General features: G+C 59.9%; 22 protein-coding genes and 3 pseudogenes. All 25 read left to right on the top strand.

The genetic code is table 11. From position 1 onward, the window contains the following. Window positions 1–143, top strand: a pseudogene (gene tuf / locus ABIZ35_RS01895) (elongation factor Tu); the annotation flags it as partial. 68 nt (window positions 144–211) lie between these two features. Next, complete coding sequence (rpsJ, locus tag ABIZ35_RS01890) at window positions 212–520, top strand: 30S ribosomal protein S10 (protein ID WP_119322400.1); 309 nt, start codon at window positions 212–214, stop codon at window positions 518–520. A gap of 166 nt (window positions 521–686) precedes the next feature. After that, the gene (gene rplC / locus ABIZ35_RS01885; RefSeq protein WP_348218175.1) at window positions 687–1,313 is read left to right on the top strand and encodes a 50S ribosomal protein L3; all 627 of its coding nucleotides are present in this window, start codon (window positions 687–689) and stop codon (window positions 1,311–1,313) included. Window positions 1,314–1,327: 14 nt separating this feature from the next. Beyond that, complete coding sequence (gene rplD, locus ABIZ35_RS01880) at window positions 1,328–1,981, top strand: 50S ribosomal protein L4 (RefSeq protein ID WP_348218174.1); 654 nt, start codon at window positions 1,328–1,330, stop codon at window positions 1,979–1,981. Further along, entirely contained in the window at window positions 1,981–2,307 is a 327-nt protein-coding gene (gene rplW / locus ABIZ35_RS01875; protein WP_348218173.1) for a 50S ribosomal protein L23, read from the top strand. Before rplD ends, rplW begins: the two co-directional genes overlap by 1 nt. Before the next feature lie 5 nt (window positions 2,308–2,312). Continuing rightward, on the top strand, window positions 2,313–3,143 hold the full coding sequence (gene rplB, locus ABIZ35_RS01870; protein WP_348218172.1) for a 50S ribosomal protein L2: 831 nt from the start codon (window positions 2,313–2,315) through the stop codon (window positions 3,141–3,143). Window positions 3,144–3,151: 8 nt separating this feature from the next. Then, window positions 3,152–3,439: a 30S ribosomal protein S19 gene (gene rpsS / locus ABIZ35_RS01865; RefSeq protein ID WP_119322395.1), complete on the top strand. Its 288-nt coding sequence runs from the start codon at window positions 3,152–3,154 to the stop codon at window positions 3,437–3,439. A 14-nt stretch (window positions 3,440–3,453) separates the two neighbouring features. Beyond that, window positions 3,454–4,275 (top strand): 50S ribosomal protein L22, encoded by an 822-nt coding sequence (gene rplV / locus ABIZ35_RS01860; protein WP_348218171.1) that lies wholly within the window; start codon window positions 3,454–3,456, stop codon window positions 4,273–4,275. 2 nt (window positions 4,276–4,277) lie between these two features. Next, complete coding sequence (rpsC, locus tag ABIZ35_RS01855; protein WP_348218170.1) at window positions 4,278–5,210, top strand: 30S ribosomal protein S3; 933 nt, start codon at window positions 4,278–4,280, stop codon at window positions 5,208–5,210. Between the two features lie 15 nt (window positions 5,211–5,225). Next, a pseudogene (gene rplP, locus ABIZ35_RS01850) lies at window positions 5,226–5,621 on the top strand (50S ribosomal protein L16); the annotation flags it as partial. 115 nt (window positions 5,622–5,736) lie between these two features. Further along, window positions 5,737–5,967, top strand: coding sequence for a 50S ribosomal protein L29 (rpmC, locus tag ABIZ35_RS01845; RefSeq protein ID WP_348218169.1), 231 nt, complete (start codon window positions 5,737–5,739; stop codon window positions 5,965–5,967). A 5-nt stretch (window positions 5,968–5,972) separates the two neighbouring features. Next, window positions 5,973–6,257 (top strand): 30S ribosomal protein S17, encoded by a 285-nt coding sequence (gene rpsQ / locus ABIZ35_RS01840; protein ID WP_348218168.1) that lies wholly within the window; start codon window positions 5,973–5,975, stop codon window positions 6,255–6,257. Window positions 6,258–6,476: 219 nt separating this feature from the next. Then, window positions 6,477–6,854 (top strand): 50S ribosomal protein L14, encoded by a 378-nt coding sequence (gene rplN / locus ABIZ35_RS01835; RefSeq protein ID WP_119322389.1) that lies wholly within the window; start codon window positions 6,477–6,479, stop codon window positions 6,852–6,854. Continuing rightward, entirely contained in the window at window positions 6,855–7,250 is a 396-nt protein-coding gene (gene rplX, locus ABIZ35_RS01830; RefSeq protein ID WP_348218167.1) for a 50S ribosomal protein L24, read from the top strand. It begins immediately after the preceding gene. Continuing rightward, window positions 7,243–7,833, top strand: a complete 591-nt coding sequence (gene rplE / locus ABIZ35_RS01825) for a 50S ribosomal protein L5 (RefSeq protein ID WP_348218166.1) — start codon at window positions 7,243–7,245, stop codon at window positions 7,831–7,833. The genes rplX and rplE overlap by 8 nt, the downstream gene beginning before the upstream one ends. Before the next feature lie 138 nt (window positions 7,834–7,971). Next, entirely contained in the window at window positions 7,972–8,157 is a 186-nt protein-coding gene (locus tag ABIZ35_RS01820; RefSeq protein ID WP_348218165.1) for a type Z 30S ribosomal protein S14, read from the top strand. A gap of 153 nt (window positions 8,158–8,310) precedes the next feature. Continuing rightward, on the top strand, window positions 8,311–8,712 hold the full coding sequence (gene rpsH, locus ABIZ35_RS01815; protein WP_119322387.1) for a 30S ribosomal protein S8: 402 nt from the start codon (window positions 8,311–8,313) through the stop codon (window positions 8,710–8,712). Between the two features lie 15 nt (window positions 8,713–8,727). Continuing rightward, window positions 8,728–9,315: a 50S ribosomal protein L6 gene (rplF, locus tag ABIZ35_RS01810; protein ID WP_348218164.1), complete on the top strand. Its 588-nt coding sequence runs from the start codon at window positions 8,728–8,730 to the stop codon at window positions 9,313–9,315. Between the two features lie 120 nt (window positions 9,316–9,435). Continuing rightward, a complete protein-coding gene (gene rplR, locus ABIZ35_RS01805) occupies window positions 9,436–9,813 on the top strand; it encodes a 50S ribosomal protein L18 (protein ID WP_348218177.1) in 378 nt (125 codons plus the stop codon). 3 nt (window positions 9,814–9,816) lie between these two features. Further along, window positions 9,817–10,311: pseudogene (gene rpsE, locus ABIZ35_RS01800) on the top strand (30S ribosomal protein S5); the annotation flags it as partial. 211 nt (window positions 10,312–10,522) lie between these two features. After that, on the top strand, window positions 10,523–10,765 hold the full coding sequence (gene rpmD / locus ABIZ35_RS01795; protein WP_348218163.1) for a 50S ribosomal protein L30: 243 nt from the start codon (window positions 10,523–10,525) through the stop codon (window positions 10,763–10,765). Between the two features lie 3 nt (window positions 10,766–10,768). Then, the gene (gene rplO / locus ABIZ35_RS01790; protein WP_348218162.1) at window positions 10,769–11,206 is read left to right on the top strand and encodes a 50S ribosomal protein L15; all 438 of its coding nucleotides are present in this window, start codon (window positions 10,769–10,771) and stop codon (window positions 11,204–11,206) included. Between the two features lie 127 nt (window positions 11,207–11,333). Then, on the top strand, window positions 11,334–12,620 hold the full coding sequence (gene secY, locus ABIZ35_RS01785; RefSeq protein ID WP_348218176.1) for a preprotein translocase subunit SecY: 1,287 nt from the start codon (window positions 11,334–11,336) through the stop codon (window positions 12,618–12,620). Next, complete coding sequence (locus ABIZ35_RS01780) at window positions 12,620–13,267, top strand: nucleoside monophosphate kinase (RefSeq protein WP_348218161.1); 648 nt, start codon at window positions 12,620–12,622, stop codon at window positions 13,265–13,267. Before secY ends, ABIZ35_RS01780 begins: the two co-directional genes overlap by 1 nt. A 60-nt stretch (window positions 13,268–13,327) precedes the next feature. Beyond that, a partial coding sequence (locus ABIZ35_RS01775; protein ID WP_348218160.1) for a M24 family metallopeptidase occupies window positions 13,328–13,614 on the top strand: 287 nt, incomplete at its 3' end.

Genomic DNA, 13,614 nt, shown 5'->3' with positions numbered 1-13,614 from the left:
TGGAGATGGTTATGCCGGGCGATAACGTTTCGATCACGGGCACTCTGATCGCCCCGATCGCGATGGAGGAAGGCCTGCGCTTCGCAATCCGCGAAGGCGGTCACACCGTTGGCGCCGGCGTCGTCAGTAAGATTATCTTATAAAGAAAAAATGATGGGCGGTCGCCGCAGCCGGCGTCCGCCCACGTTTGTGCGTTGAGGAGAATTGTTAAATGCGTCGTAATAAAGTCCGCATCCGCTTGCGGGCGTTCGACCACCGATTGCTTGACCAGTCCGCCGAGAAGATCGTGGACACCGCCAAGCGAACGGGCGCCCGGATTTCCGGGCCGGTCCTGCTGCCTACCGAAAAGAATATCCTGCCGATGCAGCGAAGCACGTTCGTCGACAAAGAGTCGTTCGAGCACTTCGAGATGCGGACGCACAAGCGCTTGATCGACATCATCGATCCCGGCCCGAAGACGATCGACGCTCTGATGCGTCTCGATCTGCCCTCCGGCGTCGACATCGAGATTAAACTTTAATCAAGCTATCACAGAATTCACTGACCCGCGAGAAGCAATTCTCACGGCGATGGAATAGCGGTGCTTAAACACCGCGCCAACGTCCTATTCACAACAAAGCCGCGTCACGTAAGGAATAATTGTCCACAACCCCAGTGGCTCCCCAGGTGCGCCGTGGAGGAAACTTATGCCAAGTGCTATCTTGGGCACAAAGCTGGGCATGACCCAGATATTTGAAGAAGGCGGCCGCGTGACTCCCGTCACGGTAATCGCCGCCGGTCCCTGCGTCATCACACAACTAAAAACTCTCGACCGCGACGGTTATTCCGCCGCTCAGATCGGCTTTGGCGATGTCAAAGAGCACCGTCTGAACTCCCCTCAAAAGGGTCACTTCGCCGCGCATGGCGTCAAGCCGCTGCGCGTTCTGCGTGAGATCTCGATCGACGAAGGCGAGACTCTGGCCGAAGGGTTTGAGTTCAAGGCGGACATCTTCTCCGTGGGCGATAAGGTGGCTGTCACCGGTATCTCCAAGGGTAAGGGCTTCGCCGGCGTCGTCAAGCGGTATCGCTGGCACGGTCACAACGCCACACACGGCGCCTCCACCAGCCACCGTAAGCCCGCGTCCAGCGGCGCGACCGACGCTGCCCGCACCTTCAAAGGTCAGGGCAAGCCGGGCCACATGGGCGATGCGCAAATCACCCAGCAGGGTCTGCGCGTGGCGCGAATCGACCTTGACAAGAACCTCCTGCTCGTCCGCGGCGCTGTCCCGGGCGCAAATGGCGGCCTTGTCCTCATCAAGAAATTTGTCAGATAGGAGGACACCCAGCGATGCCTAACGCAACATTAAAGAAGCAAGACGGCGCCAGCGCGGGGAGCGTCGTCCTCAGCGATAAGCTGTTCGGCGCTAAAGTCACTCCCGGCTTGATGCACCAGGCGGTGCTCAACGAGGCGACTAACAGCCGGCAGGATACCCGTAACACCAAGACCCGCGGCGAAGTCGCTGGTGGCGGTCGCAAACCGTACAAGCAAAAAGGCACCGGCCGCGCCCGTCAGGGTACGATCAGCGCCCCGCACTACCGCCATGGCGGTATCGTGTTCGGTCCGCACCCCCGTGACCTTTCGGCCAAGCTGCCGAAGAAGGCCCGGCGCGCGGCCGTCGCGTCCGCTCTGACCGTGAAGGCGTCGGAAGGCGTCGTCACCGTGATTGAGGCGCTGACGTTCGACACGATCTCCACGAAAACCGCAGCCGCCTTTCTGGCCGGCCTGGGAATTACGGGAAAGACGCTTGTCATTCTTGGCGAGCACACACCCGTGATCTACAAGTCGTTCCGCAACATCCCGGGCATCGAAGTCCGCGTTGCTCCGGCTTTCTCGGTCCGCGATGTGATGGACGCCACTCAGATCGTCATCGTGAAGAGCGCGCTCGACGTGCTGAATGCTCAGTTTGGGGCCGACTCTTCTGACAAGGAGACTACAGTCTAATGAGCGCAAGCACAAAGAGCCCGTATGAAATCATCGTGCGCCCCATCGTGACGGAGAAGACCGTCCAGGGCGGCGCACAGAACAAGTACACCTTCGAAGTCAAGAAGACCGCGAACAAGTACGAAATCGCTTGGGCTCTGGAGTTCATCCAGGCCGAAGCACGCAATCCGATCAACGTTGTCGCCGTGAACACGCTTGTGGTCAAGGGAACGCAGCGCCGGGGCCGCTTCTTCAAGCGGGCCAACCAGGGCCGTACGTCGGACTGGAAGAAGGCCGTTGTGACGCTCCAAGAAGGCCAGACAATTGAATTGGTCGAGGGAGTCTAAGCACAATGGCAGTCAAGCGATATAAGCCGATTACCCCTGGGCAGCGGTTCCGAGTCGGCGCCAGCTACGATGAGATCACGGCCACAAAGCCGCTGAAGGCGCTCACCGGCCCGAACAAGCACAGTGGCGGCCGCAACAATAAGGGCCGCCGTACGGCGGTTAACGTCGGCGGCGGTAACAAGACCGCGTACCGTATCATCGACTTCAAGCGCGATAAAGATGGCGTCCCTGGGAAAGTGGCGACGATCGAATACGATCCCAACCGCTCCGCGCGTATCTGCCTTGTCCATTATATGGACGGCGAGAAGCGCTACATCCTGTGGCCCGTCGGCGTCAAAGTGGGCGATATGATCCAGGCCGGCGACGGCTCGGACATCCGTCCCGGAAACGCCATGGCGATCCGCTCGATGCCGATCGGTACGCTGATCCACAACATCGAGCTCGTTCCCGGAAAGGGCGGCCAGCTGGTTCGCACCGCCGGCGGCTCCGCGCAGCTGATGGGACGTGAAGGCAAGTACGCCACGATCCGTCTGTCTTCGGGCGAAATGCGCATGATCCAGGTGGAGTGCAAGGCCACGATTGGCCAGGTCGCCAACCTCGATCATGAGAACATCAAGCACGGTAAGGCCGGTAAGAAGCGCTGGCTCGGCGTTTATATGCACAACCGAGGCGTCGTTATGTCGCCGCGGGACCATCCCCACGGTGGTGGTGAAGCGAAGTCTCCGATCGGACGCAAAAAGGGACCGGTTTCGGCGACTGGCGTTCGCGCTCTTGGCTTCCGTACGCGCCGCAATAAGTCGACGCAGAAGTTCATCATCCGACGGCGGGGGAAGTAGGATAACGTATGGGACGATCACTAAAAAAGGGGCCCTATGCCGACCCCAAATTGCTGTCTAAAATTGACGACATGAACGCGCGCAGTGAAAAGCGCATCATCAAAACATGGTCACGCCGTTCGACGATCTTCCCCCAGATGATCGGTCATACGCTGGCTGTGCATGATGGTCGCAAGCACATCCCCGTGTTCATCACTGAGAATATGGTTGGCCATAAACTGGGCGAGTTCTCGCTGACGCGCACCTTCAAAGGCCACGCCGGCCAGAAGGATACGCGCACCAGCCGGTCGCGCTAAGGAGAATTGAGTTCATGAATACAGCCGCCAGAGACCGCGCGCTGCTCCCGACCGCTCATGAAGTGATCGGGGGACGCACGCCCGTCTCCAAGCTTAAGCTGTCCAAGGAAAAGGACGGCAGCCTGAAAGTCACTCTGCACACCAGCCGCCCCGATGCGGTTCGGATCGTGACCAAAGAGCTGACCGAAGCGTTCAAAGAGAAGATCGGCGGCGATCGCTCGGTAACGGTGGAAGTCGTTCCCGAAGCGCGCGCCGTCGCGAAGTACCTCCGTTTGTCGCCGCGCAAGGCTCGCCTTGTGATCGACGCCATCAAAGGCAAGCGCGCTTCGGATGCGCTGGCCGCGCTGCGGTTCGTTCCGAACCAGGCGGCGGAGCATATCAGCAAGGTGCTGATCTCGGCTGTTGCGAATGCACAGGACGGGTGGGGCGCAGGGGTCGAAGAGCTGAAGGTCACCAACATCCTCGCGGATGGCGGTCCTTCCCTCAAGCGTGTCCGGGCTCGCGCCCAGGGTCGTGCTTATCGCATCCTGAAGCGCACCAGCCACCTGACCGTCATTCTGACGGAAGCCGCGCCGATCGTGGCGAAGCCGAAGCGGGTCGCCGCCCCGGCCAAGCCGAAGGCCGTCGCTGCTGCTCCGGCAGTCGCCACGGCGGCAGCCGCTGAGGCTCCCGTCGCGGAAGAAACGACGAGCCCGGTCGAGACCGTAGTGGAAGAAACCTCCACCCCGGTCGAGGCCACTCCGGTCGAAGCGTCGGACGCTCCAGAGATCGATATGTCGGACCGCGCCGCTGACACCAGCGAAGGCGCCGATCAACCGCGCGAGCAGGGAGAGTAACCTTGGGACAGAAAATCCATCCCATCGGCTTTCGAGTCGGTGTTAATCGCGAATGGGAAAGCAAATGGTATCTCGACAAGGGATACGCGGCCGCTTTGGTCGAAGACTTCCGCATTCGTGAGTTCATCAAGAAGCGCCGCGAGCTGCAGAACGCAGCCATTGCGCGTGTCGAGATCGAGCGTGCGGCTAATCGCGTGAAGGTCACCCTTCACACGGCGAAGCCGGGCATCATCATCGGCCGCGGCGGCAAGGGCGTGGACGATCTTCGGCTCGTGCTGGAGAAGTTCACCAACAAGTCCGTCACCGCGAACGTGACTGAAATCCGCCATCCCGAGCTGGATGCGCAGCTGGTCTCCGAGAGCATCGCTCAGCAGATCACCAAGCGCGTTTCCTACAAGCGGGCCATGCGGCAGGCCGTCACCCGCGCCATGAAGCTGGGCGCCAAGGGTATTCGTATCCTTTGCTCCGGCCGACTGAACGGCAGTGAAATGGCTCGCAAAGAAGGCGACCGTCTCGGTAAGATCCCGCTGCACACGCTGCGGGCCGATATCGACTACGGCTTCGCGGAAGCGGGCACCACGTACGGCAACATCGGCGTCAAGGTCTGGATCTATAAGGGAGACATTCTCCCGGGCCAGAAGCGTCTGACGACGGCCGATATTGCGCTTCAGCAGCAGCAGCAGCGCCGTCTGAACGCCGAAGAAGGCTTCGGAGATCGCGGACGCGATAACCGTGGCGGAAATCGCGGCGGAGCGGGCGGACGCGGCGGACGCGGCGGCGCTGGCGGCGGACGCGGCGGCGGCGGCTTCGGCGGCGGTCGTGGCGGAGCCGGCGGCGGCGGCAGACCCGGCGGATTTGGCGGCGGCGGCGGTCGTGGACCTGGCGGCGGCGGCGGTGGCCGTCCCGGCGGCTTCGGCGGCGGCGGCGGTCGTTAAGGAGAGACTTAAACTATGTTAATGCCTAAGAAAGTCAAGTACCGCCGAGTCCATCGAGGCAAGCGCCGCGGCGCTGCTTCGGGCGGTACGAACGTCGATTTCGGCGATTACGCGCTCCAGGCTCTGGAAGCGTGCTGGATGACCAACAACCAGATCGAAGCCGCTCGTATTGCGATGACTCGCAAGATCCGCCGCGGTGGTAAGATTTGGATCCGGGTCTTCCCCGATAAGCCCTTCACCAAGAAGCCCGCGGAAACCCGCATGGGCAAGGGTAAGGGAGCTCCGGAAGGCTGGGTCGCGGTTGTGAAGCCGGGACGCATCCTTTTCGAGATGTCGGGAGTTGCGGAAGATCTGGCGAAGGAAGCAATGCGGCTTGCGCAGCATAAGCTGCCGATCCAGACGAAGTTCATTACCCGGCGCGAGTCGGCTCTGCAGGTGACCGCTCATGGCAACGCCAAGGAGCCGCTTGTGGATGAGGATACCACTGTAACCGCCGCCACGGCGACGGAAGGCAGCGAGGAAACCAATGGCTGAAAATAAGAAGACCCGCGATCGACTGCAGGACCTGCGTGCGACGAGCGATGCCGACCTGACGGTCGTCATTGCAAACGCGCACAAGAACATCTACCAGTTCCGCAAGGATCGCTTGAGCAAGCCGGTTGAAGACGTGAAGGTTGTGAAGAACAGCCGGAAGGAAATCGCCCGAGCTTTGACGATCCAGCGCGAGCGTGAACTGGCGCAGTCTAACGAGGGATAATAGCAATGGCTGAAACAAACGAAGTAGAGACTGAAGAGACCCGAAACCGGCGTAAAATCCGCGTCGGCGTCGTCTCCAGCGACAAGATGGAAAAGACGATCGTTGTTACTATCAACAACCTCGTCCGTCACCCGATCTACGGCCGCACCGTCAAGCGCAATAAGAAGTTCAAAGTCCATGACGAGAACAACGACGCGCACATCGGCGACACCGTGGAGATCATGGAGACCCGTCCACTGAGCAAAGAGAAGTGCTGGCGTTTGGTGCGTGTCACCGAGCGCGCCAAGTAGCGCTTTCACACTGTCTGGAGCGTTTCGGCGCTCCAGCCGCCTCCGAAGCCGGGCGCTCGCCGTCCGGCTTCTTCACGCCGTCTGGCGTGTTCATTGCGTCTTAAAATTTGTATTCTTCGGGATCACTAAGACGTATATTATTGCTGGGTCGGTCTTCAAGCGCTTGCCTACCCCCAAAGGCAAGCTCACTGAGAAGTCCGGCAGCGCAAAGGGAAAAGTATGATTCAGTCCTATTCGCGCGTACGCGCGGCAGACAACAGCGGGGCGCGTGAGATCATGTGCATCCGCGTGCTTAAAGGCTCCAACGGCAAGTATGCCGAAGTGGGCGATATTATTGTCGGCGCGGTGAAGTCCGCGACGCCCGGCGCTCAGGTGAAGAAGGGCGACGTTGTCAAAGCCGTCATCGTTCGCACCAAGAACATGATCCGCCGCACCGACGGCTCCACGCTGCGCTTCGATGAGAACGCCGCCGTGGTGCTCAACAACAACCTCGCGCCGCGCGGCACCCGTGTCTTCGGACCGGTCGCCCGTGAGCTTCGGGAATCCAAATTCGAAGGCGCGATGAAGATCATCTCGCTGGCGCCGGAGGTGCTCTAAATGTATACTCCTCCTAAGAAGAAGGGGCCGCGCTCGGCTCCCATCCGCTACGCCGGCAAGATTCGTCTTCGCTCCGGCGACCTGATCCGGGTCATCTCCGGTAAGGACAAGGGCAAAGAAGGCACGATCACACGCGTCATCCCGGCAACGGGCAAAATCGTTGTGGAAGGCCTGAATATCGTGATCAAGCATCAGAAGCCGCGCCAGCAGGCGGCTCCGGGCGCTCAGCAAGAATCGGGCCGGATCGAAATGTCCATGCCGCTGCACATCTGCAAGGTTCAGCTGATCGACAAGGATGCGAAGAACGCCGTCACTCGGATCGGCGTCAAGCTGGACGCGAGCGGTAACCGCGTGCGTTATGCTAAGAAGTCCGGAGGGGTGATCGACAATGGCTAACGAAACAACTAAGCCTCGTCTCCAGACTGTGTACCGGGAGCAAGTCATCCCGGCGCTGCAGAAGGAGTTCGGCTACAAGAACATCATGCAGGTCCCCAAGCTTGAGAAGATCGTGATCAACATGGGCGTGGGCGCGGCGGGACAGACGGGCGGCGACGCCAAGCTGCTCGACGGCGCGATCATCGACCTTCAGACGATCACCGGCCAGAAGCCGATTGTCACCCGGGCGAAGAAGTCGATTGCAAACTTCCGCCTGCGTGAAGGCGTCAAGGTCGGCGCGAAGGTCACTCTGCGCGGCGCTCAGATGTATGAGTTCCTCGATCGTCTCGTGAACGTGGCTCTGCCGCGCGTCCGTGACTTCAGCGGGATCAACCCCAACTCCTTCGACGGCCGCGGCAACTTCGCCATGGGCTTGAAAGAGCAGTTGACCTTCCCTGAGATCGTCTACGATAAAGTCGACAAAGTTCGCGGCATGGACATCATCATCTGCACGAACGCGACGAACGACGCGGAAGCGCGCTCCCTTCTGAAAGCGATCGGCATGCCGTTCCGCGGCGAGAAGCAGGGCGAGCGCCTGCAGTAGAGCAAAAATCATCTGAAATCACCGGGAATAGAATTATTTTCGGTGATTTCAGGTATACTGATGTCCGATTTCTCGGGTTTTTAGGCTGCTTTGGCGGCCAAACACGGAGAAGTCGCGACTGTCGACGGAGGATTCATCTTGGCAAAGCAGTGCCTGATCGAAAAAGCGAAAAAGACCCCGAAGTTCAAGGTACGCGCCTACAATCGCTGCCAGCTTTGTGGCCGCGCTCACGGCTATATGCGCAAATACAGCATTTGCCGCATTTGCTTCCGCGAACTGGCGCATAAGGGTTTGATCCCTGGCGTCACCAAGTCCAGCTGGTAAAGCGGGACTGAGCCTGGCTTTCGAGCTTGGCGTTCACGCGTAAGCGTACATTTTAATTGCACCCGTAAGGGGGCTGAGGGACGCGCCGGAATGATCCGGCCGACCCTGGAACCATATCGAGGCGTGACGAACGCCCGTCTGATGGAGTAAACAATGCCGGTCAGCGACCCTATCGCGGACCTTCTGACTCGGATTCGCAACGCGAACAGCGCGAATCATGATTCGTTGGAAGTCTCTGCATCCAATGTAAAGATCGAGATCACTAAGATCCTGCTCGACGAAGGCTATATCAAGTCTTACGAGGTTGTTCAGCAGCCCGTGCAGAACAAGATCAAGATCACCCTCAAGTACGGCGCCCGCAATCGTGAGAAGGTCATCACCGACCTCAAGCGAATCAGCAAGCCCGGCCTTCGCATCTACCGATCGCACGACAATTTGCCGACGGTTCTTCGCGGTCTCGGCATCGCGATCGTCACTACCTCCCAGGGCGTTATGACAGCCAAGCGAGCCAAGAAATTGGGCATCGGCGGCGAAGTCATTGCGCACGTCTGGTAAAAGGAGCCCGCAATTATGTCTCGTATCGGTAAAGCTCCCATTACTATTCCCGCGGGCGTCGATGTTCAGATCGCCACCGACGGCGGCGTCACCGTCAAGGGGCCCAAGGGAACACTCTCTCGCCGCTTTCAGCCTGATATGGCGTTCGTCATTCAGGACGGCGTGCTGACGGTTCAGCGTCCCACGGATAGCAAGACCCACCGCGCGCTGCACGGCCTGACCCGTTCGCTCGTGAGCAACATGGTCACCGGCGTATCGACCGGTTACAAGAAGGTTCTTGAGATCGAAGGCGTCGGTTTCCGCGCCACGAAGGACGGCAAGAAGCTCGTCCTTAGCCTCGGATTCTCCCACCTCGTTCCGATTGAACCGCTCGAAGGCATCGACTTTGAAGTCGGGCAGGACAACGCCACTCGCCGTCCCGTCATCACCATCAATGGGATTGACAAGGAAGTGGTCGGCCAGCAGGCGGCCGTTATCCGCAAGATGAAGCCCCCGGAGCCCTACAAGGGCAAGGGTATCCGCTACCAGGGCGAAATCGTTCGCCGCAAAGCTGGTAAGAGCGGCAAGGCTGGCGGTAAGGGCGGCGGTAAGGGCAAGAAGTAAGTCTCGCCTTTGGGCAAGCACTCACTTTTTACTCTCCGGTGTTACAATTTTGCGGTATTGGGTTTGCCGAGCGGGCGCTGATACGCTCGCTCGTGTGGACAGACCAAGAGGAAACTCGGGATTATGGCTTTATTAAACAAGAACGCGGCGCGACAGAAGCGCCACACTCGTGTGCGGAAGCGCGTTAGCGGATCGCCGGCTCGGCCCCGCATGAACGTCTACCGCAGCAGCAACAACATTTACGTTCAGGTCATTGACGATCTGGCGGGTACGACGCTTGCGTCGGCGTCCACGCTGGACCCGTCCCTGCGCTCCGATAAGGCGTCCAAGAGCGTCGGCGGGAACGTCGAAGCCGCAAAGGCCGTAGGCAAGTTAATTGCCGAGCGCGCCAAGGCCGCCGGGATCGAGCGCGTTGTCTTTGACCGTGGCGGATACCTGTACCACGGCCGCATCAAGGGGCTGGCCGAAGCCGCCCGTGAGAACGGATTGGAATTCTAAAACATGGCGTTGATTAATCCGGATACGCTCAATCTGACGGAGCGTGTGATCCAAACCAATAAAGTTCAGAAGACGCACAAGGGCGGACGCACCATGTCCTGGAGCATCCTTGTGGTTGTTGGCGACGGCGAAGGCTATGTCGGCGCCGGCATCGGCAAGGCCCGCGCCATTCCGGACGCGATCCGCAAGGGCGTCGAAGCCGCTCGCAAGAGCCTGGTGCATGTGCCGCTGGTCGGCTCTACCATCCCGCACGACGTTCTGGTTCGCCAGGGCGCGGCCGAAGTTCTGCTTCGCCCCGCATCTCCCGGTACCGGCCTGGTCGCCGGCGGCTCCACCCGCGCCATTTTGGAAGCGGCGGGCGTCAAGGATGTTCTGGCCAAGTCGCTCGGTTCGTCCAACAAGGTCAATACGGCCTGGGCGACGATCGCGGCCTTGAAGCAGCTGAAGCGCGCATCCGACGTGGCTCGTCTGCGCGGCAAGGATATCAGCGAGCTGGTTCCGCGCTCGGTCGTCGCCCTGACGGCGGCGGCGGAAGAAGCGGATGCGGCGGCGGGTATTGCATCGGTCGTTTCCGACGATGTGAACGAGGCCCCAGTAGTTAGTGAAGCCCCGGTAGTGAATGAGGCCCCGGTTGCGGTGGTTGCTCCGGTCGCGGAGGAAACTCCTGCGGCGGCGGCCCTCGAAACTCCGGCGGCGGAGGAGGCGACGAATGTCAGCGCTTAAGATTACGTTGAAGAAGAGCCTGATCGGCTATGAGAAGAGCCAGGCCCAATGCGCGAGAGCACTGGGCTTGGGCAAGGTCGGATCCTCGGTGGTCCAGCCGGACAACGCGTGCATTCGCGGCTCGATCAAGAAATTAGTACACGTCCTCAACGTTGAGACGGTTGAGGGCGACGCGCCCGGCCCGCGCCTCCGCGCGCGCCGCAGCGCGGCCACTTTGGTGACGGAGTAACCCATGAATCTGACAGACCTCAAGCCCAACGAGGGATCGACACACCGGCGCAAGCGTCTTGGCCGCGGTCCGGGATCCGGACACGGCAAGACTTCCGGCGGTGGTCACAAGGGCGATAAGGCCCGTGGCAACACCAAGCCCGGCTTCGAAGGCGGCCAAACCCCGACCCACCGACGCCTGCCGCATCGCCGTGGTTTCACCGCTCTCTTCAAAAAAGAGTTTGCGATCGTCAACCTGAGCGCTCTGGAGCGCTTCGATGACGGCGTCACGGTGACCCCGGAACTGCTTCTGGAAACCCGCGTGATCAACGATGTCAAAGATGGCGTCAAGATCCTGGGCAACGGTGACCTGACGAAGAAGTTGACCGTTCAGGCGCACCACTTCTCCAAGAGCGCATCCGATAAGATCGCTTCTCTTGGCGGCAGCACTGAAACCATTTAGTTGAAGCAACGTTTCGAGGACTATAGTCATGGCTGTCAATAGACCCGCCGCCGCTGCCGGCGGCTCCGGTCCGCGCCGCCGTACCGGGAACGCGCCCCGCTCATCGCAAGGATCTTTTGTCGAAGCGATGGCGGCGGCGTTTGCGATCCCCGAACTGCGCCGGCGGCTGCTGTTCGTGTTCGCTATGTTCGGCGTCTACGTCGTCGGTCTGCACATTCCTATTCCCGGCGTCAACCACGAGAAGCTTTCCGAGCTATTTTCTCGCGGCGGCGGCGGCGGTATTTTGAGCCTGGTCGACGTCTTCACCGGCGGCGCCTTAAAGCTGTACACAATCTTCGCGATGGGCATCGTTCCCTATATTAACGCGTCGATCATCATGCAGCTTCTGACGTTCGCGATCCCTTCCTGGCAGGAAATGTCAAAGGAAGGCGAGTCTGGACGACGCCGCATCGGCCAGTACACTCGTTACTTCACCGTGGCGCTGTCGGCTGTACAGGGCTTCGGAATGACGATGCTTCTGCGCAACGAGCATGTCATCAGCTCCAATCCGTTTGTGCTGATCCAGATCATCATCACGCTGGCCGCTGGCACGGCGTTCCTGATGTGGATCGGCGAGCAGATCACCGAAAAGGGGATCGGCAACGGCATCTCCCTGATCATCTTCTGCGGCATCATGGTTCGCTTACCGAGCCAAATCGGCGGCGTCATGCAGTCGGTTCGAGAAGGCACGGTTGCTCCCTGGCAGCTCGCCGTACTGGTCATCACGTTCTTCGCAACCGTCATGGGCGTCATTTACGTGACCCTGGGACAGCGCAAGATCCCGATCCAGCACGTCAAGAAAATGGTCGGCAATAAGATGACCCAGGGCGGCACGGCTTACCTGCCGTTCCGCGTGGCGTCCGCCGGCGTTATTCCGATCATCTTCGCTCTGTCGATCCAGCTTCTGCCGCTCACCTTCGCGCAGTTCGTCTCGCCGACTTCGGCGCTTGGCGAAAATCTGCAAAAGTGGGCCAAGTGGATGTCTCCGGGTGAAAACCCGATCACGGGACTGGTCTACGCGGCGATCATTGTGTTCTTCACGTATTTCTATACGGCGGTCACGATGAATGTCGAGCAGATCGCGGACGACTTGAAGAAGTATGGTTCCTATATTCCCGGCATCCGCCCCGGCAAGCCGACGATGGAGTATCTGGATAAGGTGATGACACGCATCACCCTGGCCGGCGCTCTGTTCCTGGCCGTCATCGCGCTGATGCAGTATTGGATCCCGTCCCTGACGAACACTGGGGGAGCCAATGGCTTCACCCTCGTCGGAGGCACCAGTCTGCTGATCGTTGTCGGCGTGGCGCTGGAAACGATGCAGGCGATCGAAGCGCAGCTCCTGATGAGGAACTACGAGGGCTTCATCCGGTAGTGCGCGCCGTACTGCTGGGTCCGCCGGGTTCCGGCAAAGGAACTCAGGGACAAAAGCTCGCCGATCAGCTGCGGGCTCCCCGAATTGCGACGGGCGATATTATCCGAGATCATATCGCCCGACGCACACCTTTTGGTTTGAAGGTCGAAGAGCGCATCGCTGCCGGAGATTACGCTCCGGATGAAGATATCATCCATCTTGTGGCTTTGCGGCTGGCTCAGCCTGACGCGGCTCAAGGGTATGTGCTGGACGGCTTTCCAAGAAATTTGAACCAGGCTCGATTGTTCGATGCGACGGGGAGTGCAGATGCGCCCGCCGTTGATGTCGTGATCGCCCTGGAAATCGATGAAATGGTTTTGATCGAGCGCACGGCGGGCCGACTGGTTTGTCCGAAATGCGCGTCGGTTTACCAAACGCATTTGCAGCCGCCGAAGCAGGCGGGGCGGTGCGACCGTGATGGAGAAACGCTGGTCCGCCGGCCGGAAGACGATCCGGGAACCATGCCCCATCGACTGGATGTCTATCATCAGTCAACGCTGCCGTTGACGCAATATTACGCCCAACAGGGCAAACTTCGGCCCGTGGACGCCTCAGGGAGCCCGGACGAAGTCTTTCAGCGCATACTATTTGCACTGAAAGATCGATAAATAGAAATTGACGGGTATAATAGTCCGATGGGTCGTCCCAAAACTTCAGAAGAAATAGAAATGATGCGGCTTGCGGGCCGCGTGGTCGCGGAAACGCTCGCGGCGATGGCCGCCGCGATCGTTCCTGGGACGACTACGACGCTGGATTTGGATGAAGTGGCTGCGGAGGTTCTTCGCAAGCACGGCGCCAAATCGGCGTTTATGGGCTATCAGCCCTCGTTTAGCGATGTGCCTTACAAGCACAATACATGTTTGTCGATTAACGATGAGATCGTCCATGGGGTTCCGGTGAAGAACCGGGTGCTGCAAGAGGGCGATATCATCAGCCTCGACATGGGCGCTTCGGT

Origin of the sequence: Capsulimonas sp. (assembly GCF_039929585.1) — a bacterium.
Lineage (GTDB): Bacteria > Armatimonadota > Armatimonadia > Armatimonadales > Capsulimonadaceae > Capsulimonas.
The sequence above is the reverse complement of the archived record's forward strand: the minus strand, read 5'-3'. Positions and strand labels throughout refer to the sequence as shown.

Coding starts and splice junctions, on each gene's coding strand:
- rplC (WP_348218175.1), top strand. CDS start 687: ATGCCAAGTGCTATCTTGGGCACAAAGCTGGGCATGACCCAGATATTT.
- rplN (WP_119322389.1), top strand. CDS start 6,477: ATGATTCAGTCCTATTCGCGCGTACGCGCGGCAGACAACAGCGGGGCG.
- rpmC (WP_348218169.1), top strand. CDS start 5,737: ATGGCTGAAAATAAGAAGACCCGCGATCGACTGCAGGACCTGCGTGCG.
- rplV (WP_348218171.1), top strand. CDS start 3,454: ATGAATACAGCCGCCAGAGACCGCGCGCTGCTCCCGACCGCTCATGAA.
- rplW (WP_348218173.1), top strand. CDS start 1,981: ATGAGCGCAAGCACAAAGAGCCCGTATGAAATCATCGTGCGCCCCATC.
- rpsH (WP_119322387.1), top strand. CDS start 8,311: ATGCCGGTCAGCGACCCTATCGCGGACCTTCTGACTCGGATTCGCAAC.
- rplD (WP_348218174.1), top strand. CDS start 1,328: ATGCCTAACGCAACATTAAAGAAGCAAGACGGCGCCAGCGCGGGGAGC.
- rpsS (WP_119322395.1), top strand. CDS start 3,152: ATGGGACGATCACTAAAAAAGGGGCCCTATGCCGACCCCAAATTGCTG.
- rpmD (WP_348218163.1), top strand. CDS start 10,523: ATGTCAGCGCTTAAGATTACGTTGAAGAAGAGCCTGATCGGCTATGAG.
- rplO (WP_348218162.1), top strand. CDS start 10,769: ATGAATCTGACAGACCTCAAGCCCAACGAGGGATCGACACACCGGCGC.
- rplE (WP_348218166.1), top strand. CDS start 7,243: ATGGCTAACGAAACAACTAAGCCTCGTCTCCAGACTGTGTACCGGGAG.
- secY (WP_348218176.1), top strand. CDS start 11,334: ATGGCGGCGGCGTTTGCGATCCCCGAACTGCGCCGGCGGCTGCTGTTC.
- rplX (WP_348218167.1), top strand. CDS start 6,855: ATGTATACTCCTCCTAAGAAGAAGGGGCCGCGCTCGGCTCCCATCCGC.
- rpsQ (WP_348218168.1), top strand. CDS start 5,973: ATGGCTGAAACAAACGAAGTAGAGACTGAAGAGACCCGAAACCGGCGT.
- rpsJ (WP_119322400.1), top strand. CDS start 212: ATGCGTCGTAATAAAGTCCGCATCCGCTTGCGGGCGTTCGACCACCGA.
- rplF (WP_348218164.1), top strand. CDS start 8,728: ATGTCTCGTATCGGTAAAGCTCCCATTACTATTCCCGCGGGCGTCGAT.
- rplB (WP_348218172.1), top strand. CDS start 2,313: ATGGCAGTCAAGCGATATAAGCCGATTACCCCTGGGCAGCGGTTCCGA.